Genomic DNA, 22,733 nt, shown 5'->3' with positions numbered 1-22,733 from the left:
GCTCGGATATGTGGGGTTTTGGGTGGACGCTCGCTCGGATATGTGGGGTTGCGGTCGTCAAGTTTTTGAGACATTTTCGTTGTTTGTTTTGGTTAGGCGGCCAGGGGTTCCTGGACGCTGGTGTGGTGGTTTGCGTGGGCGGTGGCTGGCGGGATGCCGCCGGCCCGTCGGTTGGGTCGGCGGCGGTTGTACCAGCCCTCGATGTAGTCCATCACGGCGGTCCGTGCGGTGAGCCTGGAACCGAAGCGGTGGTGGTGGTAGAACTCGGTCTTGAGGTGTGAGAAGAAGTTCTCGGCGACCGCGTTGTCCCAGCACACCCCCACCTTGCCCATGGACTGGGTGACCTCGTTCTGGGCGCACCATCGTTGGAATTCCTCCGAGGTGTACTGGGTGCCCCGGTCGGAGTGGAAGACGACTGGGCCGCCGATGAGGTGGCCGTGGTTCCGGGCCATCCGCAGGGCCGCGGTGCACAGGCTGGCGCGCATGTGTTCGGCCATGGCCCAGCCGATGACCATCCCGGAGAACAGGTCGATGACCGTGGCCAGGTAGAGCCAGCCCTCGCCGGTGCGCAGGTAGGTGATGTCCCCGACCAGCCGGGTCCCGGGCACCGCGGAGGTGAAGTCGCGCCTGCCCTGGTCATCGAGCATGTGGTTCTGGATGTGGGCGGTCTTGGCCTGCGGGTCCTGGAGCGTGGTCTTTTTCCAGGCCTGGGTGCGGATGGCCCGCAGGCCGTGCTCGCGCATGATGGCCCCCACGGTCGGGGCGGAGACCTTGGTCCCGGCCGCGTTCAGGAGCCGGGTCAGCTGGTCCCGCCCGGCACGCCCGGACTCCTTCGTGTAGAGCTTGGTGACCGCGGTGACCAGCTCCCCGTGCCGCACGGTGCGCGGTGAAGGGCCGGCAGGTTTGCGCCACCGGTAATAGGAGGCCCGGGAGACGTTCAATTTCCGGCATAGCCACACCACGGGATGGTTGGCCTTCTCCGCTTCGATGAACTCGTAGAAATCCTCTACTTTTGCTTCGCGGCAAAGAAGGCGCTGACTTTTCCCAGGAACTCGACCTCGGCCTTCAACCTGGCGTTTTCGGCCAGCGCTTTCTGGTGTTCATCCCACGCCACCGGCCCCCGGTCCTCGGGCTGGGCAGGGGTGTCCGGTTGCTTGTCCCGGGACTTGTGTACCCAGTTTCCCAGCGTGCTTTCCTTCACCCCGATCTCCTGCGCGATCTGCTTCACCGGCCGGTCCGAAGACAAAACCAGTCGAACCGATTCCTCCCGGAACGCGGCGTCGTATGTCTTTCTGCGGGTGGTCATCTGAAACTGAGGCTCCCATCAAGCTGTCTCACAAAACCATACGGCCGCAGGTGGATCCGGGAGTTTGGGGCACATATGTGAGCGAGCGTTCGGAATTTGGGGCACGTATGTGAGCGGGGGTCGGGAGGGGTGAGGGGCGCGTAACACGAATGTGACGCTTGACACGTGTTAGGTGATGGATTTACGCTACCTAACACGTGTTAGGAAGGAATTGGACATGGCAGGAAGCAATGGGAAGCTGCGTGAGATCTCACGCAGGACAGCCCTTGGTGCCTTGGGTGCGGGAATTGTCGGAGCAACGGTGGCGTCGTGGCCGCGGTTGACCGGCATGGACATCCCGGGCCGCGGCGACAACAGCCTCAGCATCGCCATCTTGGGAACCGCAGCGGACGCAGCCGCCCGCCAGCGGGTCATTGATGCGTTCGCGAAGGTGCACCCGGAAATCAAGGTGAAAGTCCAGGCCATCCAGGCCGCGGACTGGAAGGACTTCTTCACCAAGATCCTCACCATGGTGGCAGCAGGAACGCCACCGGATGTGGTCTATGTGGCAACCGAAGGCGCCCAGCTCTTCGCCGAGAAGCTCGCGCACCCCTTGGACGAGTACCTTCGCCGCGACGCCGCGGACATGAAGGAGTACTTCGCAGACGTCCACCCGAGCCTCGTGGAAGCGTTTATGTACAAGGGCAGCCTGTTCCAGCTTCCCATCGACTGGAACGCCGCCAATATGTACTACAACACCTCGGCCCTGCAGCAAGCCGGACTTGAACGTCCCGCGGACGACTGGACCCAGGTCGATTTTCGCAACACCTTGGCTGCCATGCGGAAAGCAAGGCCGCAGGACTTCACTCCGTACTACTGGACCAACAGGCTCTTCGGCGGCGTGGTGCCCTGGCTCTATGCCAACGACACCAGCTTCCTCAAGGAATCGAAGTCCACTGGCGGCGAGTGGCTCTGGGACAGCTTCTATGCCCAGGATCCTTCCCGCGGACTGCGCTCCGGCGGCTACCAGTGGCTTGAACCCAATGCCGATGACCCGCGCGTGTACGAGTCGTTCGACTACCTCCGGGGCCTCGTCAAAGATGGCTTGGGCGTTCGTCCCGAGGAAGGCGGCGGAAATTCACTCGTGGGGCTGTTCGCTTCCAACAGGATCGGCATGACCCCGGCCGGCGGCTACTGGGTGGAAGGCCTCCACGAAGCAGGAATGAAGGAAGACGGCTTCGACGTCCAGTTCTTCCCGCGCTGGCGCACCCAGCGGCACCAGTTCGGTACCGCCGGCTACGCCATCATGAAGACCGCCAAGGACAAGGACGCGGCCTGGGAGTGGCTCAAGTTCGCTTCCAGCCTGGAAGCCATGCGCTTGGTCTTCCCGACGCCGAACACCACCCCCGCGCGCCGCTCCATGGTCAACGAGCAGCTGTATGCGGGACGCGGACCCAAACACTGGAAAGTCTTCTACGACACCCTCGACAAATTCCCCACCACAGGTCCCATTCCGGCGCCGCCCCAGCAGGCCGCCGTCGAGACCGCATTGATGAAAAACGTATCCCTGGCCGTCAGCGGTGACGAGAACCAGCTCAAGCAGGCCCTCGCCTCCATGCAGCGCGACCTTGAGATCGCCTTGAGGAGGCAGGCATGAGCACGGCAACAACGGGCATGTCCACCAAACGCCGAAACGGCGCGGGGCCCAAACGCCGAAACGGCGCCGCGAAGAGCGAGGCAAGCGGAAGACAGCGTCAGCGCTGGCTGCCGTGGGCGTTCCTGGCCCCGACCATCCTGGGCATGGGCTTGTTCACGCTCGTGCCGATCGTCGCTTCCGTGGTCCTCGCGTTCTTCCGCTGGGACATCATTTCAGCGCCAAGCTTCGTCGGGTTCGACAACTTCGCCGAAGTGGTCCAGGACCCCACGGTGCGCGTCTCGTTCCTGAACACGATCCTGTTCGTGGTGGTCGCCGTCGCGCTTCAGCTCGGCCTCGCGTTAGCACTGGCGATCATGGTGCAGGAGAAGCTCCCGGCCTGGCTCCGCGTCTTCTTCCGCAGCGCTTTCTTCTTCCCGCTGATCCTGTCCGCGGCGTCGGTGTCCATCTTCATGCGCTACCTGTTCAACGAACAATTCGGCGTGGTCAATTGGCTCTTGTCCTTCGTAGGCATCCCCGCTGTCCCGTGGCTGACGACGCCAGCCGGCTCTGCCGCCGTCGTGATCCTCGTGTACGTGTGGCAGAACTTCGGGTTCTCGTTCCTGCTGTTCATCGGCGGGCTGGCGTCCATCCCCACCGAAACGTACGAGGCAGCGTCAATCGACGGCGCCACGGGCTGGCGCAAACACCTCCACGTGACGCTGCCCCTCCTGAGCCCCACCACGCTAGTGGCCTCCGTCATGGCGATCATCAACGCCCTGCAAGTGTTCGACCAGCCCTACGTCCTGACCCGCGGCGGCCCCGGCGACTCCACGCGCACTGCCGTGATGGTGATCTTCGAGTCCGCGTTCCAGCGCCTCGAATTCGGCCAGGCATCGGCGATCGGCGTCATCCTCACGCTGATCATCATGGCCATCACAGCCGCCCAGTTCCGGCTCAGCAAACGATTCGTCTTCTACCAGTAAGGCCCGCCATGACTACAACCTCAACCCAGCGCGCCGTCGTCGATCGCTTGGCTCCCCAGCGGCCCGCGCCCCGCAAGAAGCGGAACTGGAGCATGGCGGGACGAATCGTGCTGCTCCTGATCGCGTCCGTCTTCATCCTCGGTCCGGTGCTGTGGACCCTGTCCACCTCGCTGCGGCCCCCGGCGGAGTCGTTCCAGCTGCCGCCGTCGTTCCTTCCGCTCAACCCCGATTTCTCGTCGTATGACCAGGTCTTCAAGCAGCTCAACATCATGCTTCTGGTCCTCAACAGTGCCCTCGTGACGGGACTGATCGCCGTCGGGCAGATGTTCACGGCGGCGCTCGCCGGCTACGCGTTCGCGAACCTCAAGTTCCGGGGCCGCGGGGCGTTGTTCTCGATTGTGCTGGCCACCATGATGGTCCCGGCGCAGGTGACGATCGTTCCGGTCTTCATGCTGATCCGCGGCATCGGTCTGTCCGACACGCTCCTCGCGCTCATCCTTCCGGCGATCCCGACGGCGTTCGGCACCTTCCTGATGCGCCAGTACTTCCTGGGGCTGCCAAGTGATTTGGGCGAGGCCGCCGCGATCGACGGAGCCTCGCCGTGGCGCACGTTCCGCTCGGTGTATGCGCCGCTGGCGATGCCGGGTATGGCGATCGTGGGCATCCTGGCTTTCAACTACCACTGGAACGAGTTCTTCCGCCCGCTCATCCTCACCATCTCCGAGCAGAACTTCACGCTCCCGCTGGGCCTGGTGTCGCTGCAAGGCAACCTCGGTACGGGCAGCATCTCCGTGGTGCTGGCCGGCGTGATCCTCTCCATGATTCCCGCCCTGGTGGTGTTCATGTTCGGCCAGCGCGCCTTGCGTGACGGACTCACCGCCGGCACCGGCAAATAGCACTCCTACTCTTTCTTGAAAGGACCTCGATGACGGACGTCATATCTTCCGCCCCTGCTCTAGTCGCGGCGGCCGCCCACCCGGACCCGGCTTTCCCGCGCTTCCACCCCCGGCCGGCGCAAGGCTGGATCAACGACCCTAACGGCGTCAGTTTCATCAACGGCCGATACCACGTGTTCTTCCAGTTCAACCCGGAATCGGCCCGGCACCACCGGATCCAGTGGGGCCACGCCAGCTCCCCGGACCTGGTTCATTGGGATGAGCACCCTGTCGCGCTGCGCCCGCAGGACGGCGGGCCGGATGAGTTCGGCTGCTGGACCGGTGTGGTGACCGACGACGGCGGTGTCCCCACCGCCGCGTACTCGGGCGTGCGGGGCGACGGCGGACACTCGCAAGTGGTGATTTCCCGGGGTTCCGCCGACCTGGTTTCTTGGGAACAGGACGGCCACATTGCAGCTTCCATGCCGGACGACGGCCTGGTCACGGCCGTGCGCGACCCCTTCATCTTCCACTTCAACGGGAAGCGCTACGCCATGCAGGGCGCCGGGCTGGCCAATGGACATGCTGCTTTGCTGCTGTACACGGTGGAGGACATGTCCGACTGGAACTACCAAGGCATTTGGCTGACCACCGAAAACCCCGTGGCAGCTATGCACACCCCGGCCGAGATCTGGGAGTGCCCGCAACTGGTTCAGGTGCCTTCCGACGGGGCGCAAACCTGGGTCATGATGTTCTCCCTCTGGCTCTCCGGCGATGATCACGAGCACGCCAACGGGGTGGGCCACCTGATCGGCTCGCTCGCTGAGGAGCCGTCTACGGGGCTGCCCGTGTTCGTCCCGCGTTCCGGCGGCAGGTCCGACCTTGGCCGGGACTTCTATGCCCCGCAGATTGCTCAGCTGGGTTCTGCGTCGGGGCCGGAGCCGCGTGCCCTTCTGTGGGGATGGGCCAACGAAGGCCCCGGCCGTGATGGCCGGCGTGGCCGTTCGCAAGACGAGATCGACGCCGCAGGCTGGGCCGGCGTATTAACCCACCCGCGCTTCCTCTCGGTAGAGGACGGTGCATTGGTGGTTGCTCCTGCGCCGGAGGTCGAGGCGTACCGGGGTGCTGTGCTTGCGAGCGGAGCTTCCGGAACGGTCCCCCTGCCGCCGTTCGCCGAGGCGGCTGTGAAGACCGGGGCTGGCGGTGGAGCCGGTGAGGTTCGGCTGGTCCTGGCCTCGGGCGCGGAACGGCAAGTCGTGTTTGCGGGGCCGCTGTCCGCCAGCGAGGAACTCCGCATCTTCGTGGATGCTTCCTTGGTAGAGGTGTATCGGAAGGGCTCCGTTGCCACAACCCTCCGCGCCTATCCTGCCTTGGGTGAGGAATGGATCCTTGAGCTTCCCGAAGGTGGGGAAGCGGACGTCTGGGAACTGAAGCTGCCGGAATAGGCGGCAGGCCGCCGTCGTAGTTTCCCCACTTTTGACCACATTTGGCCGGCGTCGCAGTCCGGGATCCCCGCATTTCCGGGGATTTCCGGGCGGCGGCCCGGCCAAAAGCGGGGAGATTCAGCGGGCGGGAACAGGCCCAGTGGACTCACGGACCACCAGGCGGCAGGGAACCATGGTTTCCAAGCCGGCCTTGGCCTCCAAACCGGTGCCGTCGCCCGACGTCGGCCGCTGGGCCGGATGCTCAATCTGCCCCAGCAACATGCTCATCGCGGCCGCGCCCATTTCCCGCAGGGGGAGCGCCATGGTGGTGAGCGCGGGGACCATTGTGGAGGCAATGCGTGACTCGTCGTCGTAACCCATGATCGACAGGTCGCGCGGTACCGCCAGGCCGAGCCGCGCCGCAGCCAGGGCGACGCCGATGGCGAGGCGATCATTCGCGCACACGATCGCCGTCGGGCGTTCAGTGGCGGACAGCAGTCCCATGGCGCCATTGAAACCGTCGTTGATGTCCCAACCGGCCATGAACACGCGGTCTTCGCGAACGGGGATGGCGGCCTTGGCCATTGCTTCACGATGCCCCCTGATGCGCAAGGGCACAGCCGGTGAGGTGGCGGCGCCGGCGAGGAACGCGATATCGCGATGGCCCAGCTGAAGCAAGTGCTCAGTGGCTTCGCGACCCCCGGAAACTTCGTCCGGGATCACGTGGTGCAGCCGTGGTGCGGGACTGTTGTCGAAGCAATTGGCGAGCACGGACGGGACACGCAACATGCCCTGGGGCACGTCGAGCGGCTTCAAACCGACCGTGACGTACATCAGCCCGTCCACTTGCCGGTCCAACAGGGTCTCGACGGCGCTCTCGTCACGGGAGGCGTCGCGCTCGGTGTCCATGACCACGGTGACAAAGCCGTGGGCCCGCGCGACGTCGTCGGCGCCCCCGATGATGTTGCCGTCGAACGGGCTCACCACCACCTCGTCCGACACGATGCCGATCACGCGTGTTCGTTGGTTCCGCAGGCTCAGGGCGATGGGGTTGGGGGAGTAGTTGAGGTCCGCGGCGGCCTGCCGGATACGGTCCTGGCTTTCCTTGGCCACGTTGCCGTCTCCACGGCCGTTGAGCACCAGCGACACCGCACTCCGAGAGACGCCCGCGCGTTTGGCGACGTCGAGTGCTGTGGCCTTGCGCTGCATGCGTGCTCCTCCGGCTGTGGTTCCGTTTCTTGCTGCATTCTACCTAACGCGTGTGAGGTGGGGGGGGGGTCGGTGTGTCAGCCCGACCCTCGCTCAGATATATGGCCAAAACCGGGATCGCTCGCTCACATCAGGTGAGCGAGCGTTTGCCGAAAACAACCCAAAGGTGAGCGAGCGTTTGCCGAAAACCCCCCCCAAAGGTGAGCGGGCGTTTGCCGGCCCTGTGTGGCAGCCGAACGCTAAAGCAAAAGACAGGAACGCTCGCTCAGATATACGCCGTTCGAGCCGAACGCTCGCTCAGATATACGCCCTTCGAGCCGAACGCTCGCTCAGATATACGCCCTTCGAGCCGAACCCTCGCTCAGATATACGCCCTTCGAGCCGAACGCCAAGCGGTATCGTTGGGCGTGCCGGGCAGAACCGGTGTTTCAGATCTATGGGGGTGGGTCCGATTTTTTCCTTGCGCCAAATGGCTACGATCGTGCTGGCAGCTGCGGTGGCAGTGAGTCTCAACGCCTGCGTGTTCGATGTAACTACGGCCGGACCCTTGGCCCCAGCCGGGACGTCCCCCGCCCCTCCGAGCTCCAAGCCATCCGCGGCACCAACTGCAAGCAGTGGCACCCAAACGCGGGTCCAATCGTCGAAAGAGCTGCAGGCGTTGCTCGGCAACCTCCGCGCTCCCGACGGCGTGATGTCGCGGCTTATTGATGAGGCAGCAATTCAGGACATGCAGGATTCGATGGCAGTCGGGCCCGCCGATATGACCACAGATCCCGCCAATTGCCGGGACCTCCTGAAAGCAGGAGAGTTGCTCGACTACAGGATCCCGACGGCGGCCGCGGTGCTTGGCCCCCAGTCGAATATGTCCGTCATCATGGCCTCCTCCGACGAATCCGGCTATTTCTGGCAGGGCATGTACAGCATCGGTAAAGTCCTCGGATATTGCACTGAGGTGACTATTAGCTCGGGGAATCAATCCGTGCACTCGTCCCTGACGCGGTTGAATATGGATCTTCATGGCTCGAAGTCGTTCGCCTACGTCACCACCATCACGGGTTCCGGGTCGCCGATCCATGTGCTGCGCATGGTCGCCATGAGCGGAAACCTGTTCGTCACCGGCGTGCACCCGCTGCCGGGTGCTCAGCCCACTGATGCGGTCATCCGGGAGCTCAGCAGCTACGTCAATGCGATCGTCGACCATGCCGGCGATCAACTGCCCACTATTCCTGCCACGAAACAGCCCACCCCGCCGCAAACAGGCAACTCGGCGTAGCACCGCCCCACGTTACAGTGAAACCATGCCTCCATTCCCCACCCTCGACGAGCTCCTTGCCACAGCCAAAGTGGTCAGCCTGCCGATGCGGGTCAGGTTCCGGGGCATCACCGAGCGCGAGATCCTCCTGTTCCGCGGCCCGGCCGGATGGGGCGAGTTTTGTCCGTTCCCCGAGTACGGCGACGCCGAGGCTTCCCGCTGGCTTAGCGCCGCCGTCGAAGCCGCATGGCAAGGTTTTCCGCCGCAGCTAAGGGACATCATCCCCGTCAACGCCACCGTCCCCGCCGTACCTGCCGCCGGAGTGCCAGAGGTCCTGGAGCGCTTTGGCCGCGTGGACGCCGTCAAAGTCAAGGTTGCCGAGCACGGGCAGGAACTGGCCGACGACGTCGCGCGCGTCACCGCAGTCCGGGACGCCCTGCCGGACGCCGCGATCCGCGTGGACGCGAACGCGGGGTGGGACGTGCCGCAGGCGGTCGAGGCACTCGGGCGGCTCTCCGCCGTCGGGCTCGAATACGCAGAGCAGCCCGTGCCGCACATTGAGGGCCTCGCCGAAGTCCGCCGGCGGCTCGCGCAGCAGGGCACGCCCGTACTTATCGCAGCCGACGAATCCGTGCGCAAGGAAGACGATCCCCTCAAGGTGGCCCGCGCGGGAGCCGCTGACCTGATCGTGGTCAAGGTGGCGCCGCTTGGGGGAGTGTGGCGCGCATTGGACATCGTGGCACAAGCCGGGCTGCCCGCCGTCGTAAGCTCGGCGCTGGACACCTCGGTGGGGATCCGCGCGGGGCTCGCGCTCGCCGCCGCGCTGCCGGAGCTGCCGTACGCCTGCGGGCTGGGGACCGTGCGGCTGTTCGGCTCGGACATTACCCAGGATCCGTTAGTGCCCGACGACGGCGCCATCCGCGTTCGCGAAGCCGTCGCCGACGAGGGGCTGCTGGAGCAGTATGCGGCCACCGCTGAACGTCGCGACTGGTGGCTGGACCGGCTCCGGCGCGTGCACGCACTCCTTAAAGCATAGATTGCTGGGAAAAGTCTGGGAATTCACCGGAACTTTACCGGGGTTTCCTCTCGGATTCCGCTGACGCTGTAAGGGTTGGGAAATCACTCAATCCCCGGAGGTATTTCCCATGTCTGAATCAACCAAGCGCAAGTTCGACTTGCTCCCCATGCTCGGCCATACCAAGGGCAAGCGCAGCCCCGTGACGTGCGCCCTGAAGTGCGACAACGCCTGCTCGGGCGAGGTATGCAACACGAGTTCCAACGCCTACTTCCGCGACATCGCTTCCGCGGCTGTGTCCCGCCGCGCTGCCCTGGGCTTCGGCGCCGTCGGCGCGCTCGCCGTCGTGCTGGGCGGAAGCCTGCCTGGCAACGTTCCCGAAGGTGCCGGCCTGTCCGCGGCGGCAAAAACGGGCTTCGACAAGGCCAAGCTCAAGTTCACGCCGATCAAGCCCGTTGACTACACCGTTGACGCCTTCACCGTGCCGGATGGTTTCGCGTGGCAGCCGATCATCCGTTGGGGCGATCCGCTCTTTGCCGACTCCCCGGCCTTCGAGCTGAACGGCCAGACCGCGGCAGCTCAGGCCCGACAGTTCGGTTACAACAATGACTACACGGACATCCTGCCTATCCCGGACTCCAAGGACCGCCGTGCCGTACTCTTCACCAACCACGAGTACACCAACGAGAACATCATGTTCCCGGCCACTTTGGCGGCTGCGGAGGCGCGGGCGATCGGGCGTGCCGCGCACGGTCTCACGGTTGTTGAACTTGAGCGCAAGAACAAGAACAAGCCCTGGAACTACGTGAAGGGCGCTGATCTGAACCGCCGGTTCCTGACCGACTCGACGTATGAGCTCACCGGTCCCGCCGCGGGCACGGACCTCGTCAAGACCATCGACGACCCGACCGGCCGGGCCATCAAGGGCACCTTGGGTAACTGCTCCGGCGGCACGACTCCCTGGGGGACCATCCTCTCCGGCGAGGAGAACTTCAACGGCTACTTCGTAGCTCCCGGCACCTCGGCGGGCGACAAGCGCTACGGCCTCTCGAACAAGCCAACGGCCCGCAAGTGGGAGCTGGATGAACCGCGTTTCAACACCAACAACGCCGGCTACGCCAACGAGGCCAACCGCTTCGGATGGATCGTCGAGGTCGACCCGTTCGACCCCTCCTCCACACCCAAGAAGCACTCCGCGATGGGCCGCTTCAAGCACGAAGGCGCCAACGTGATCCTTGCCGCCTCCGGCCGTGTGGTGGCTTACATGGGCGACGACGAGCGCTTCGACTACCTCTACAAGTTCGTCTCCAAGGGCAATTACATGGCCGGCGACTCGGCCGCAGCCCGCCGGAACAACATGAACCTTCTCTCGGAAGGCGATCTCTACGTCGCCAAGTTCACGGGTGACTCTCCCGCGTCTGAAATCACCGGCAACGGTGCGCTGCCCTCCGATGGCGCGTTCGACGGTTCGGGCGAGTGGCTTCCCTTGGTGGTCGACGGCGTCTCCGCAGTTCCGGGCATGTCCGTCCCCGAGGTGCTGGTCTACACCCGCCTCGCCGCGGACAAGGTTGGCCCCACGAAGATGGACCGTTGTGAAGACGTCGAGCCGAACCTGGCGACGGGCAAGGTCTACGTGGTCTGCACGAACAACTCGGACCGCGGCAAGCCCGGCAAGGAAGGCGCCACCGAGGTCAACCCGCGCACGCTCAACCGGGACGGCCATATCGTCGAAATCACCGAAACCGGCGACCAGACCTCCACGCGCTTCAACTGGACCCTCCTGATGGTTTGTGGAGATCCGGCCAAGAACTCCTCCACATACTTCTCCGGCTTCCCGGCCGACAAGGTCTCGCCCATCTCCTGCCCGGACAACGTCGCTTTCGACTCGGCAGGCCACATGTGGATCGCAACTGACGGCGCGCCGTCGTCGATCGGTTATGCGGACGGCCTCTTCAAGGTCACGCTGGATGGCAGCGAACGGGGCAAGGTTGAGCAGTTCCTCGCCGTCCCGCGTGACGCCGAGACGTGCGGACCGATTGTGCACGACGACGAGCGGACAGTATTCGTCGCCGTGCAGCACCCGGGCGAGGAAGGGACGTTCGACGCCCCGCACTCCTTCTTCCCGGATTACGTGGGCGCCGGAGCTGCCCCGGCCGCCGGCCAGGTCCGCGCCCCGCGTCCGTCGATCGTGCAGGTGTTCCGCAAGGACGGCTAAGGCTCTTCGCCGCCTCCCGACGCTCGCTCACCTATGTCTGCATAGGTGAGCGAGCGTTTCGGTTTTGGGGCCCATAGCTGAGCGAGCGTCGGGAGGGAGGCGCCGCTAATAGACTGGTGCGGTGACTTCGCAAGGCTCCCTGAGCTCCCTCGCCGCTGCCCGGATCGCCGTTAAGGCGTTGCTCGACGGCGGTGTGCGGCACGTGGTGGTCTCTCCCGGTTCGCGCTCGGCACCCATGGCGTACGCACTCGCCGAGGCCGAAGCGGCCGGGAACGTCCGGCTCCTGGTGAGGATCGATGAACGCTCGGCCGGTTTCACGGCCCTGGGCTTGGCCTTGTCGACAGGCGCTCCGGCGGCCGTCCTGACCACCTCGGGCACCGCCGTCGGGAATCTCTTGCCCGCGGTCATGGAGGCCAACCACGCCGCCGTGCCCCTCGTGGTCCTTTCGGCCGATCGCCCCGCCGAGCTCCACGGAACCGGCGCCAACCAAACCACCATCCAACTGGACCTCTTCGGCGAACACGTTCGCTTCGCCGTCGACATCGCCGCGGGCAGCAACCCGCAGAGGGCCGTCGAGACCGCCCTTTACGCGGCAACCGGCGCCCTCGAGGACACCCCTCCAGGCCCGGTTCAGCTCAACCTGGCTTTCCGTGAGCCGCTGGTTCCGGAACCAGGCGAGGCGCTGCCCGCCACCAAGGGCCACGGAGTTTTCCACTACGACTCCGGTCCCCAAACACTGAGCATGACCCCCGCTCCGGCCGAACTAACGGAGCGGCGGACCGTGGTTTTGGCAGGGCACGACGCCGGTCCGGTCGCCGAGGCGTTCGCCCGCGCCCACGGCCTTCCCCTGCTGGCCGAGCCCTCATCCAACGCGCGCTTCGGTCCCAACGCGGTGGGGCCGTATCGCCTCATGTTGGACAACTTCGGGCGTGGCTCTGCACTGCCGATAGAGCGGGTGGTGGTCTTCGGACGGCCGACCCTGTCCCGGCCCGTTGCCTCCTTGCTAGCCCGCGGCGACCTTCGCGCGGCCATTTACGAGCCCGTTCCGGTGGCCTGGTACGAGCACGGCCGGCGCAGCGAGGAACGCTTTGATTCCCTGGCGGAACTGGCCGGTTTCGCGGGCCGCGGTTCGACTGAGTGGCTCGACGCCTGGCTCCTGGCCGGGGCTGCGGCCCAACACGCGCTCGACGGCGTTCTCGAGGCGGAGCCTGCAGCTAACGGGCCCGCCGTGGGAGCCACAGTCTGGAAACACGCCCGCGGGCAGCTGGTTCTGGGCTCGTCCAACGGCATCCGCGACGTCGACCTCGCCGGGCAGCCCAGCCCCGAGCCCCTCGCCACGGTGTTCGCGAACCGCGGCCTCGCTGGCATCGACGGAACCATCTCCACGGCGACGGGAATCGCCCTCGGCGCGGGCCGCGAAACCACCCTCCTCCTGGGCGATGTCACCTTCCTGCACGACGCCGGCGGCCTGTTCCTCGGAGCCGGCGAACCCGGACCGGACTTGCGCATCGTGGTCCTCAACGACGCCGGCGGGGGCATTTTCGGCCTCCTCGAGCACGGCAAGGTGGAGGACGACGGAGGCTACGGCACCGCCGTCGAGCGCCTCTTCGGCACCCCGCACCGTGTGGACATTTCAGCGCTCGCCGCGGCATACGGCGTCGGGCACACTTTGGTGCGCACGACGGCGGAGCTCGCCGCCGTGCTTGCCTCGCCTTTGAAGGGGCGCAGCATCGTGGAAGTACGCACGGACCGGTCCGAGCTGCGTCCGTTGCACGCCCGCATCAAGGCCGCCGTTGCCGCGGCAGTGTCGCAGGTGCTGCTCGGGGCGTAGGCGCTCGGCACTGGCGACACCGGACCTGGCTGGCGACACGGAAATGCCCTGACGACCATGGATTTCCAGGCTCGTCAGGGCATTTGCGCGTCGTAGGCGCAACAGCGGCAGCAGGAACTACAGCACGCGGCTGAGGAATTCCTTGGTGCGGGCATGCTGGGGGTTGGCGATGATTTCGCGGGGGTCACCGGATTCCACCACCACACCTCCGTCCATGAAGGTCAGGCGGTCGCCGACCTCGCGGGCAAAGCCGATCTCGTGGGTCACCACGATCATGGTCATGCCGGACTTGGCCAGGTCCTTCATCACGTTGAGCACATCGCCCACGAGCTCGGGGTCAAGCGCGGACGTCGGCTCATCGAAGAGCATCAGCTCCGGTTCCATGGCCAGGGCCCGGGCGATCGCGACGCGCTGCTGCTGGCCACCGGAGAGCTGTGCCGGGTAGTGGTTGGCTCGGTCGGCCAGGCCCACCCGATCCAACAATTCGAGGGCGGCCTTCTTCGCGACGCCCTTGGATTTGCCTTTGACCTGCACGGGCGCTTCCATGACGTTGTATAGGGCGGTCTTGTGCGGGAACAGGTTGAACCGCTGGAAGACCATGCCGATTTCCCGGCGCTGTGCGGCGATTTCCTTGACCTTCAGGTCGTGGAGGCGCCCGTTGACTTCGCGGTAACCGATGAGCTGGTCGCCGACGGAAATGCGGCCGGCGCTGATGGTTTCCAGTAGGTTCACGCAGCGGAGCATTGTGGACTTGCCGGAACCGGACGGGCCGATGACAACGGACACTTCGCCTTGGTTGACCGTCAGGTCGATGCCGCGGAGCACGTGGTGGGGGCCGAAGTACTTGTGGAGGCCTTCGATCCGCACCAGCGGTTTCTGGGTGGTGATCGTCATTTTGCCTCATCCTCCGGGAAGTCCATCTTCAGGGACGGCTCTGCTTCGGCACTAGGTGCCACTGCTGCGGCAGCCTTGGCGGCTGCGGGGTTGATGACGGCCGGCGCGAGGTTGGTGTCAACGCCCTTGCCGTAGTAGGCCTCGATGTAGTGCTGGCCAACCATGAGCAGGCTGGTGATGACGAGGTACCAGATGGCTGCCACGATCAGCAGCGGCACCGGAAGGTAGATCCGGTTGGCCAGGGCGTTGGTCGCGAAGGTCAGGTCCAAGGTGAACGGGACGGCCAGGACCAAGGAGGTGGTCTTGAGCATGCCGATGGTTTCGTTGCCGGTCGGCGGGACGATGATGCGCATTGCCTGGGGCAGGATGATCCGCCACATGATCTTGCCTTTGCCCATGCCCAGGGCTTCGGCGGCTTCGGTCTGTCCCTTGTCCACGGACTTCAGGCCGGCCCGGAAGATCTCCGCGAGATAGGCCGATTCGTTAAGGCCAAGCCCCAGAATCGCCGCAACAAGAGCCGTAATGACTGTGCTCGTGTCCACGCTGAACAGCTCGGGGCCGAACGGCACCCCTGCGCTGATCTTGGGGTAGAGGACGGCGATCAGGCCCCAGAAGACCAACTGGGTGTAGACCGGGGTGCCGCGGAAGAACCAGACCCATACCCAGGAGGTATAGCGAAGAACCGGGTTATCTGACTGGCGCATTACGGCCAGCAGGATGGCCAGGACAATCGCAATGACCATCGAAGCTACGGTCAGGAGCAATGTCCAGCCGACACCCTGGACGACCTTCACGTCCAGGATGTAGGTGCCCACCACGTCCCAACGGAAGTTGTGGTTCGTGATCACGCTCTGCACCATCAGTGCTAGTACGCCAACAATGATGATGGCGCTGATCCAACGGCCAGGATGCCTGACCGGCACCGCATCGTTCAGCACCGGCGCGGCGTGGCCTGGTTGATGATGATCCATCTGTGCACCTGATTTGTTGTCGGTGGCGGGAATACTCAAGACTTGACCGCCGGGTTGACCTCGGACTTGGTGATGGCGCCTTCGGCGTTGCCCCAGCCAGTGAGGATCTTCTTGTAGGAACCGTCAGACATGAGCTTGGTCAGCGTCTTCTGGATGACATCGGCGAGGGCGGTGTCCGACTTGGCAACAGCGATGCCCTGGGGAGCGGCGTCGTACACATCGCCGAGCTTCTCGAGCTGTCCGTTGGTCTGCGTCAGCGCGTAACCGATGATGGGGGAGTCGGCTGCCATGGCGTCGATGCTGCCGTTGACGAGCCGGGTGGTGACGTCGGTCTGGTTCTTGAGAGTCACGATGTTGATCGGCTGCTTGCCGTCGGCTGCGCACTTCTTGTTGCGGCCCGAGAGGTCCGGGTCTTCCTGGACGGTACCGGTCTGCACGCCGATGGACTTGCCGCATACGTCGTCGAGGGAGAACTTCTTCGGGTTGCCCTTCTGCACGGCCCAAGCGGTGCCGGCGTTGAAGTAGCTGACCATGTTGACGGCGCCGAGACGCTCAGGGTTGATCGTGAAGGACGAGATGCCCAGATCGTACTTGGGGCCGAGGGCGGGGAGGATGCCCGTGAATTCGGCGGTCTGCACCTGGACCTTCAGGCCAAGGGTGGCGCCGATCGCCTTGGCGATGTCGACGTCGTAACCCACCGGGGTCTGGCCGTCGGTTCCGAGGAATTCCGCAGGAGCGTAGGTCGTGTCCGAGCCGACGGTCAGCGTGCCCTTGGACTTGATGGCCGCGGGGACCATTGCCGCCAGGGTGTCGTCCTTGGTGATGGTGCTGGGGTCAAAGCTTGCATTGGCACTGCCGGAAGGCGAAGCGGCGCTCGACGGGCCCGCCTCTGAGGCGTTGGTGCAGGCCGTCAGGGCCAAGGCGCCGATTGCGATGATGGTTGCAGCCTTGAGCGTCGAACTGACCGGGAGCGAACGGAATTTCTGCATTTTCTTACCTTTTTTTGCAGTGGATGCGAAACTAATCGGTTCATAGTGTAGCGCCGAACATGAGATGTGCGTCACAGAAAACTAAGTTTTACTATTGGATAACCTACCAAGCAAAAAATCAAGCCCCCCAACGTGGCTATTGTCTCGCACCCCAGACAGTTGGGAGGGTAGGTTTCGAACGGAATCCTCGGGTTTGGGGGCTTAGTTGCTAATCCCCAGCGACTCGAGCATCGGCCGGAACTTGGCCCAGGTCTCGGCCAGCTCGGCGTCGGGAACCGAGCCTTCAACGATCCCGCAGCCCGCATAGAGGCGCACGGTGGTGGGACTTTCGATGATCGCGCCGCGCAGTGCGATGCCCCACTCGCCGTTGCCTGCGGCGTCGAGCCACCCGACCGGTCCGGCGTAGGGCCCCCGATCCATGTGCTCAAGCTCCCGGATCAGTTCCCCGGCAATCAAAGTAGGCGTGCCGCACACGGCGGCGGTGGGGTGGAGCGCGTTGATCAGGGCCAGGCATGTAGGGACATGTCCCTCAATATCGGCGAGCTCGGCCTTCACGTCCGATGCCAGGTGCCACACATTGGGCAGTTCCAGGATGAACGGTTCGCTGTGGGCGTTCATGGCTTCGGAGAAGGGTGCGAGCTGCGTGGTGAGCGATTGGATGGCGATCTCGTGCTCGTGCCGCTGTTTTTCGGAACCGGCCAGCACGCGTTCGGCGTATTCCATGGGGGAGCCGCCCATTCCTTCGGCGTCGCGACGGTCCAGCGTGCCGGCCAGGACCCGCGCTTGTGCAGTGCGGCCCTCCACCTGGATGAGCATTTCCGGCGTCGCTCCCACCAAGCCGTCGACGCCGTATGTCCAGCATTCGCGGTAACGGCTGGCCAGCTGCCGCAGGACGTTGGCGGCGTTGACGCCGTCGGGCAGTGTCGCCACGACGTCGCGCGCCAGGACCAGCTTCTCCAGCTTTCCGGTCCGGATTTCCGCGACGCCGTCGGCCACGGCCTGCTTCCAGGCGGTTTCGCTCAGCGAGCCGCTCTCGAGTGTCACCTTCCCGTCACCCAACTGGCTCGCATTTGTTGTCGTTTTGGGGCTTCTAAACGACAACAACTGCGAGTTAGTTGGGTGCCCGACGCCGGAGCCTGCCGCCGCCGTGAGCTCACCGGCCGCTGACTCGCGTTCCTCCGACTCGCCGCCGAGCCAGCCCGCCAGGGCGGCCAGGGCGCCCGCCTCGGTGAGTTCGACGTCGTCGAGCGTCAACTGGGTGAGCCATGACTGCCCATCCCGGATCCCGACAACAATTTCCGGAAGGATCAAGCGGGACTCGAAGTCGGACGTCTTGGAGAAAGCAAAGGAGCCAAAGGCGACAGGGCCAGTGCCGGGGAGCTCAAGGGGATCCGTGACGTCGGCCTCGATGACGAGGTGGCGCCACCAGATGTCGCCCTCGAGAAAGCGATCGGGCCCGGAAGCGGTGAATCGCGCGAGTTCGCCAAAGCCCACCAGTCCGTTCTCGCGGCGGGACCAGCACAGGACGTCGTCCCGGACCAGAAATGACGGCAGTCCCCCGGAGGATGAATCAACATCGAGGGGGACTGTCAAGGTGCGGAGCGTACTGGTCATGATGGAACAACATTACTCCCGCGGGCAACGGTAGCCGTGCTGGCCGGAGCGGGAACCCGGGCCGGACCGGCGCCGGACCAGAGCGCCCCGAAAGTTCTTCCCATATTTGTCTGAGACAATTGCAGGGTGAACCGAGCATCCTTGGAAAAGCGTCCGGACGAAGTTGCGACGATGTTTGACGATGTCGCCCCCAAATACGATGTCGTCAACGATGTCCTGTCCATGGGGCAGACCCGGCGTTGGCGCCGCGTCGTCGTGGATGCGATGGATGTTCGGGTAGGCCAAAAGGTCCTGGATCTCGCTGCCGGTACCGGCACATCCAGCGAACCGTACGCCGACGCCGGAGTGGACGTTGTGGCCTGCGACTTCTCGCTCGGGATGCTGAAGGTCGGCAAGCGCCGCCGCCCCGACATCAATTTCGTTGCCGGGGACGCCACCAAGCTGCCCTTCGCGGACAACTCCTTCGACGCGTGCACCATTTCCTTTGGCCTGCGCAACGTCAACGAACCACACAAGGCCCTCGCGGAGATGTTCCGCGTCACCAAGCCGGGCGGACGCCTGGTTATCGCCGAATTCTCGGCCCCCGTGGTCCCCCTCTGGCGGACCATGTACACCGAATACCTCATGCGTGCACTGCCCGCCATCGCCACCAAGGTCTCCTCCAACCCGGACGCCTACGTGTACCTCGCCGAGTCCATCCGCGCCTGGCCGGACCAGGACCACCTGGCCGCGTGGCTGCAGGAAGCCGGTTGGACCGACGTCAACTACCGCAACCTGAGCGGCGGCATCGTCGCGGTGCACCGCGCCCAGAAGCCCGGAGCCGAACACCGGGAAAGCGTTCCCCTGGCCAAGCTGCGCCGCCAGATCAAGCCGCGGCGCCAAGCCGGCGATCAGTCCCGCTAACCGGCCCATTAACAAGGACGCTGTGAACGTACTGATAGTCGGCGCAGGGCCAGCCGGGTCCACCGCCGCGTACTACCTTGCCCAGGCGGGCATTTCCGTGACGGTTCTGGAAAAGACCGCTTTCCCGCGTGAGAAGGTCTGCGGCGACGGCCTCACTCCCCGCGCGGTCCGCGAAATCCAGAAGCTCGGCCTCCCGCACGCCGAGGACGAGGGGTGGCGCCGGAACAAAGGGCTCAGGCTCATCGCCGGCGGCCGCACCATTGAATTGCCGTGGCCCGAGGTCGCCGATTTTCCCACGTACGGACTCATCCGTACGCGCCTCGGGTTCGACGAGGAGCTGGCCAGGCACGCCCAGTCGGCGGGCGCCGTCGTGCTTGAACGCCACAGCGTCACCGAAGCGCTCCGTGACGACGCCGGGCGGGTGATCGGCGCCCGCGCCGCCCTGCTCGACGACTCCGGACGCAAGACGGGCGAAACGCGCGACTTCCATGCCGACGTCGTGCTCGCCGCAGACGGCAACTCCACCCGCACCGCCGTTTCGCTTGGCATGCACAAGCGCGACGACCGCCCGCTCGGCGTCGCCGTCCGCACCTACTTCACCTCGCCGCGCCACGACGACGATTGGATGGAAGGCTGGCTCGAGCTCCCTGGCAAGTCCGGCAAGCCGCTGCCCGGCTACGGTTGGGTTTTCGGCGTCGGCGACGGCACGTCCAACGTTGGCCTCGGGATCCTGAACTCCTCCAAGGAATTCGGCAAGCTCGACTACAAACAGGTCCTGCGCGAATGGACCGCCGGCATGCCGTCCGAGTGGGGCTTCACACCCGAAAACCAAGTTGGCGAGATCCGCGGGGCCGCCCTGCCCATGGGCTTCAACCGTACCCCGCACTACTCGCCGGGGCTCATGCTCCTGGGCGACGCCGGCGGCATGGTTTCCCCGTTCAACGGCGAGGGCATTTCCTACGCCATGGAGTCCGCCCGCTTTGCCGCCGAGTTCATTATCGACGCCAGCTCGCGTTCGCGTTCAGCGGGATGGGGATCCGGGACGGAGGCTTCCAGAGCCGCCGACGCGCACCTTTCGCGGTACGCGGACTACGTGCGGGACCAATGGGGTTCACACTTCACCCTGGGCAGGGTCTTTGCCGCCCTCATCGGTAAGCCCGCCGTCATGAAACTCGCGCTACGGACGGGCATGCCCATTCCGGTGCTGATGCGCTTCGTGGTGCGGATGCTCGCCAACCTCACCGATGCGTCCGCCAAGGGTTTCGAGGACCGCGCCATCCGCGTCCTCGAGATGCTGGTTCCGGCCACGTCCAACACCACATCCACCGCCGCTTCCACCCGCGTCGGCACCGAATCAACGCTTTCCTCCGCGAAAAGTTAGGGTTAACCCGTGACTCACTCTGCCGAACACAGTTGGACGCATGCCGGGCACGGCTTGCCGGACGCTGTCGAACCCGCTCCCACCACTACGGCGATCGCCACTGGCCTGCAGCTTCCTGCCGGTTTTGCGGCTATCGCCAAGGACGTGGAGTTGGGTCCTGCCATCACTACGAACCTTGCCCGCGTGGAAAAGAAGCTCCGCGAAGCAATTGCCAACTCGGATCCCTTGGCTGACGCAACGTCGCGTCACTTGGTGGAAGCCGGCGGCAAGCGCATCCGCCCGTTGTTGACCCTCCTGTGCGCCCACCTCGGCGACGCGTCCCGTCCGGAAGTGGTCCAGGCCGCCGTCGTTGTTGAACTGACCCACCTGGCCACCCTCTATCACGACGACGTGATGGACTCGGCGCCCTACCGCCGCGGAGCCCCCACGGCCCACGAAGTCTGGGGCAACTCGGTGGCCATCCTCACGGGCGACCTGATCTTTGCCCGCGCCTCGATCCTGGTGTCCGAACTCGGGTCGCGTGCCTTGGGAATCCAGGCCCGCACCTTCGAACGTTTGTGCCTCGGGCAGCTGCACGAAACCGTGGGCCCGCGTGAAGGCGAGGACGCCGTGGAGCACTACCTCTCCGTCATCGCCGACAAGACCGGCTCCTTGGTTGCGGCCTCGGGCCAGCTCGGTGCCATCTTCGCCGGTGCTGACGAAGCCTTCGAAGACGTGCTGGTGGAGTACGGCGAGAAGGTTGGCGTGGCCTTCCAACTGGCCGACGACGTCATCGACGTCACGGGCGTCAAGGTCAAGTCCGGCAAGTCCCCGGGGACAGACCTCCGCGAAGGCGTTCCCACTCTGCCGGTACTCCTGCTCCGCAAGGCTGCAGACAACGGCGACCACTCCGCCGTCGAACTCTTGAAGCTGGTCGATGGCGATTTGACCTCGGATGAAGCCCTGGCCCTCGTCGTCGCCGGGCTGCGCGAGCACCCCGTCACTGCCGAATCCTGGGTGATTGCCCGTCAGTGGTCCGCTGAAGCCATCGAAGCCTTGAAGCCGTTGCCCGAAGGCGTGGTCAAGGAGTCGCTCACGAACTTCGCCCACGCCGTTGTGGAGCGCGCCAGCTAGTTTGGTTGCCCCGTAGACCCAACTAGCTCGCAGTTGTTGTCGTTTTGAGCGCTCATAACGACAACAATTGCGAGCTAGTTGGGTGGGGCCGGGCTTAAATGCAATGGCCCCGGTTCCTTGCAACGCTACGAGTCACGCGCTGCAACGAACCGGGACCATAATCTCCGTTCGCATCAGACCCACCGGAGGCATTTAGTGAATCCGGTTACAGCTTATGACAACTTTGTCATGGGTGCAACTTTCCCGGTCAAAGGGTTTTCTGGAGTTTGTTGGGAATTTGGCGTCGTAATCTCCCCACCTTTGCTGGCTTCTCCGACCGTGCCATCCGAACAGCGGTTGCTGGAGGCGAGATCGTGCGGCGACGCTGGGGCGTGCTGGCCTTGCCCGTCGCCCGGGAGGACATCGTCGCAGCCCTCAGCGCAAACGGCCTGCTCGCCTGCGCATCCGGGGCCCGGCACCATGGCATCTGGGTTTTGCATGAGCCCCGGACCAACCTTGATTACCTCCGGGAGAGGGTACCGGGCAAGCGGAACGGGGCGGCCCGAAAGGTGCTCCCACTTGTCGACGATTCGGCAGACTCTCCGATCGAGGTCGTGGCGCGGATACTTTTCCGGCAGGCAGGAATCCACACCGAGACGCAGGTCGAATTGCCCGGAATCGGCATTGTGGACTTCTTGGAGAAAGCTCCGGCTCCCCCCAAAAACCCTCAGTCTTCTTCGTCGCTGAAAGCCCAGTCGAACATGTCGAACACGAACTCGGAGAAGGTGCCTTCTTCGGATTTCCACTGGCCGCGGGCGTTGTTGCGGCGCCACACGATCGGATCGGGGACGCCGAGGTCGCCTACCCGGAAGCCCCAGGTGAACTGCTCTTCTTCGTCCTCGAGGAACATGAGGAAGCCTTCGTCGTCCACTTCGAGCTCTTCGGGGTCCCAGAAGTAGTGGTAGGCCTCCATGAGGTCCTCGCAGCCACCGAGGGCGAGGTAGAACTCGCGCAGCACCATGGGAATGGTGAACGTGTGGGCGGACAGGGCCTCGTCCAGCTCAGCGGCGGACAGCCCATCTTCTTCCTGCCATTCGTCCTCGAGATACTTCGGTACAAGCGCGCGGAACTTCTCGAGGAACATGTCAGTCATGCTCCCATCCT

Annotated in this window: 18 protein-coding genes; 11 read left to right on the top strand and 7 right to left on the bottom strand. The window is 64.8% G+C overall.

Annotated features, from left to right (window positions below; genetic code table 11):
• Positions 1-92: 92 nt before the first annotated feature.
• Positions 93-1,306, bottom strand: a protein-coding gene (locus ACSKT0_RS19490) for an IS3 family transposase (protein ID WP_437771182.1) whose coding sequence is annotated in 2 segments (ribosomal slippage) — positions 93-1,045 and positions 1,045-1,306 — 1,215 coding nt in all. Because the reading frame shifts where the segments join, the coding sequence is not laid out codon by codon here.
• A gap of 217 nt (positions 1,307-1,523) precedes the next feature.
• Here ACSKT0_RS19490 and ACSKT0_RS19485 point away from each other — a divergent pair.
• Genes ACSKT0_RS19485 through ACSKT0_RS19470 form a run of 4 tightly spaced genes read left to right on the top strand, consistent with a single transcriptional unit; the run spans position 1,524 to position 6,224 of the window.
• Positions 1,524-2,942, top strand: a complete 1,419-nt coding sequence (locus ACSKT0_RS19485) for an extracellular solute-binding protein (protein ID WP_437771181.1) — start codon at positions 1,524-1,526, stop codon at positions 2,940-2,942.
• Positions 2,939-3,904 carry a carbohydrate ABC transporter permease gene (locus ACSKT0_RS19480; protein ID WP_437771180.1) on the top strand — a complete coding sequence of 322 codons (966 nt, stop codon included), beginning with the start codon at positions 2,939-2,941 and terminating at the stop codon, positions 3,902-3,904. Before ACSKT0_RS19485 ends, ACSKT0_RS19480 begins: the two co-directional genes overlap by 4 nt.
• Before the next feature lie 8 nt (positions 3,905-3,912).
• Positions 3,913-4,800: a carbohydrate ABC transporter permease gene (locus ACSKT0_RS19475; protein WP_437771179.1), complete on the top strand. Its 888-nt coding sequence runs from the start codon at positions 3,913-3,915 to the stop codon at positions 4,798-4,800.
• A gap of 29 nt (positions 4,801-4,829) precedes the next feature.
• The gene (locus tag ACSKT0_RS19470; protein WP_437771178.1) at positions 4,830-6,224 is read left to right on the top strand and encodes a glycoside hydrolase family 32 protein; all 1,395 of its coding nucleotides are present in this window, start codon (positions 4,830-4,832) and stop codon (positions 6,222-6,224) included.
• Between the two features lie 117 nt (positions 6,225-6,341).
• Here the strand turns inward: ACSKT0_RS19470 and ACSKT0_RS19465 are convergent, their stop codons facing one another.
• Positions 6,342-7,412, bottom strand: a complete 1,071-nt coding sequence (locus ACSKT0_RS19465) for a LacI family DNA-binding transcriptional regulator (protein WP_437771177.1) — start codon at positions 7,410-7,412, stop codon at positions 6,342-6,344.
• Between the two features lie 469 nt (positions 7,413-7,881).
• Here ACSKT0_RS19465 and ACSKT0_RS19460 point away from each other — a divergent pair, with 469 nt between their 5' ends.
• The 4 genes from ACSKT0_RS19460 to menD all read left to right on the top strand — a co-directional run bounded on the left by ACSKT0_RS19460 (position 7,882) and on the right by menD (position 13,725).
• Positions 7,882-8,685, top strand: coding sequence for a hypothetical protein (locus tag ACSKT0_RS19460; protein WP_437771176.1), 804 nt, complete (start codon positions 7,882-7,884; stop codon positions 8,683-8,685).
• A 25-nt stretch (positions 8,686-8,710) separates the two neighbouring features.
• Entirely contained in the window at positions 8,711-9,700 is a 990-nt protein-coding gene (locus ACSKT0_RS19455; RefSeq protein ID WP_437771175.1) for an o-succinylbenzoate synthase, read from the top strand.
• Positions 9,701-9,809: 109 nt separating this feature from the next.
• A complete protein-coding gene (locus ACSKT0_RS19450) occupies positions 9,810-11,894 on the top strand; it encodes a PhoX family protein (protein ID WP_437771174.1) in 2,085 nt (694 codons plus the stop codon).
• Positions 11,895-12,015: 121 nt separating this feature from the next.
• Positions 12,016-13,725, top strand: a complete 1,710-nt coding sequence (gene menD / locus ACSKT0_RS19445; RefSeq protein ID WP_437771173.1) for a 2-succinyl-5-enolpyruvyl-6-hydroxy-3-cyclohexene-1-carboxylic-acid synthase — start codon at positions 12,016-12,018, stop codon at positions 13,723-13,725.
• A gap of 117 nt (positions 13,726-13,842) precedes the next feature.
• Here menD and ACSKT0_RS19440 read toward each other — a convergent pair whose 3' ends face one another.
• The 4 genes from ACSKT0_RS19440 to ACSKT0_RS19425 all read right to left on the bottom strand — a co-directional run bounded on the left by ACSKT0_RS19440 (position 13,843) and on the right by ACSKT0_RS19425 (position 18,193).
• Positions 13,843-14,619 carry an amino acid ABC transporter ATP-binding protein gene (locus ACSKT0_RS19440; RefSeq protein ID WP_437771172.1) on the bottom strand — a complete coding sequence of 259 codons (777 nt, stop codon included), beginning with the start codon at positions 14,617-14,619 and terminating at the stop codon, positions 13,843-13,845.
• Positions 14,616-15,590 (bottom strand): amino acid ABC transporter permease, encoded by a 975-nt coding sequence (locus ACSKT0_RS19435; RefSeq protein ID WP_234748933.1) that lies wholly within the window; start codon positions 15,588-15,590, stop codon positions 14,616-14,618. Before ACSKT0_RS19435 ends, ACSKT0_RS19440 begins: the two co-directional genes overlap by 4 nt.
• Positions 15,591-15,625: 35 nt before the next feature.
• Positions 15,626-16,579, bottom strand: a complete 954-nt coding sequence (locus ACSKT0_RS19430) for an ABC transporter substrate-binding protein (RefSeq protein WP_437771171.1) — start codon at positions 16,577-16,579, stop codon at positions 15,626-15,628.
• A 201-nt stretch (positions 16,580-16,780) separates the two neighbouring features.
• Positions 16,781-18,193, bottom strand: coding sequence for an isochorismate synthase (locus tag ACSKT0_RS19425; protein ID WP_437771170.1), 1,413 nt, complete (start codon positions 18,191-18,193; stop codon positions 16,781-16,783).
• Between the two features lie 126 nt (positions 18,194-18,319).
• Between ACSKT0_RS19425 and ACSKT0_RS19420 the strand changes: the two genes are divergently transcribed.
• From ACSKT0_RS19420 to ACSKT0_RS19410, 3 genes are read left to right on the top strand one after another with little or no spacing between them, the layout of a single operon-like run.
• A complete protein-coding gene (locus ACSKT0_RS19420) occupies positions 18,320-19,096 on the top strand; it encodes a demethylmenaquinone methyltransferase (RefSeq protein WP_437771169.1) in 777 nt (258 codons plus the stop codon).
• Between the two features lie 22 nt (positions 19,097-19,118).
• Positions 19,119-20,477 (top strand): geranylgeranyl reductase family protein, encoded by a 1,359-nt coding sequence (locus tag ACSKT0_RS19415; protein WP_437771168.1) that lies wholly within the window; start codon positions 19,119-19,121, stop codon positions 20,475-20,477.
• Positions 20,478-20,486: 9 nt separating this feature from the next.
• The gene (locus ACSKT0_RS19410) at positions 20,487-21,590 is read left to right on the top strand and encodes a polyprenyl synthetase family protein (protein WP_437771167.1); all 1,104 of its coding nucleotides are present in this window, start codon (positions 20,487-20,489) and stop codon (positions 21,588-21,590) included.
• A 706-nt stretch (positions 21,591-22,296) separates the two neighbouring features.
• Here the strand turns inward: ACSKT0_RS19410 and ACSKT0_RS19405 are convergent.
• A complete protein-coding gene (locus tag ACSKT0_RS19405; protein ID WP_234748940.1) occupies positions 22,297-22,722 on the bottom strand; it encodes a hypothetical protein in 426 nt (141 codons plus the stop codon).
• Between the last annotated feature and the right edge of the window lie 11 nt (positions 22,723-22,733).

Origin of the sequence: Arthrobacter sp. KNU40, from assembly GCF_051515115.1 — a bacterium.
GTDB lineage: Bacteria > Actinomycetota > Actinomycetes > Actinomycetales > Micrococcaceae > Arthrobacter.
This window is presented reverse-complemented; position numbering and strand designations above follow the sequence as displayed.

What these genes read in the sequence shown, in the direction of transcription:
- ACSKT0_RS19485 (WP_437771181.1), top strand. Translation starts at nt 1,524, where the DNA reads ATGGCAGGAAGCAATGGGAAGCTGCGTGAGATCTCACGCAGGACAGCC.
- ACSKT0_RS19480 (WP_437771180.1), top strand. Translation starts at nt 2,939, where the DNA reads ATGAGCACGGCAACAACGGGCATGTCCACCAAACGCCGAAACGGCGCG.
- ACSKT0_RS19475 (WP_437771179.1), top strand. Translation starts at nt 3,913, where the DNA reads ATGACTACAACCTCAACCCAGCGCGCCGTCGTCGATCGCTTGGCTCCC.
- ACSKT0_RS19470 (WP_437771178.1), top strand. Translation starts at nt 4,830, where the DNA reads ATGACGGACGTCATATCTTCCGCCCCTGCTCTAGTCGCGGCGGCCGCC.
- ACSKT0_RS19465 (WP_437771177.1), bottom strand. Translation starts at nt 7,412, where the DNA reads ATGCAGCGCAAGGCCACAGCACTCGACGTCGCCAAACGCGCGGGCGTC.
- ACSKT0_RS19460 (WP_437771176.1), top strand. Translation starts at nt 7,882, where the DNA reads ATGGCTACGATCGTGCTGGCAGCTGCGGTGGCAGTGAGTCTCAACGCC.
- ACSKT0_RS19455 (WP_437771175.1), top strand. Translation starts at nt 8,711, where the DNA reads ATGCCTCCATTCCCCACCCTCGACGAGCTCCTTGCCACAGCCAAAGTG.
- ACSKT0_RS19450 (WP_437771174.1), top strand. Translation starts at nt 9,810, where the DNA reads ATGTCTGAATCAACCAAGCGCAAGTTCGACTTGCTCCCCATGCTCGGC.
- ACSKT0_RS19440 (WP_437771172.1), bottom strand. Translation starts at nt 14,619, where the DNA reads ATGACGATCACCACCCAGAAACCGCTGGTGCGGATCGAAGGCCTCCAC.
- ACSKT0_RS19435 (WP_234748933.1), bottom strand. Translation starts at nt 15,590, where the DNA reads ATGGATCATCATCAACCAGGCCACGCCGCGCCGGTGCTGAACGATGCG.
- ACSKT0_RS19430 (WP_437771171.1), bottom strand. Translation starts at nt 16,579, where the DNA reads ATGCAGAAATTCCGTTCGCTCCCGGTCAGTTCGACGCTCAAGGCTGCA.
- ACSKT0_RS19425 (WP_437771170.1), bottom strand. Translation starts at nt 18,193, where the DNA reads ATGACCAGTACGCTCCGCACCTTGACAGTCCCCCTCGATGTTGATTCA.
- ACSKT0_RS19405 (WP_234748940.1), bottom strand. Translation starts at nt 22,722, where the DNA reads ATGACTGACATGTTCCTCGAGAAGTTCCGCGCGCTTGTACCGAAGTAT.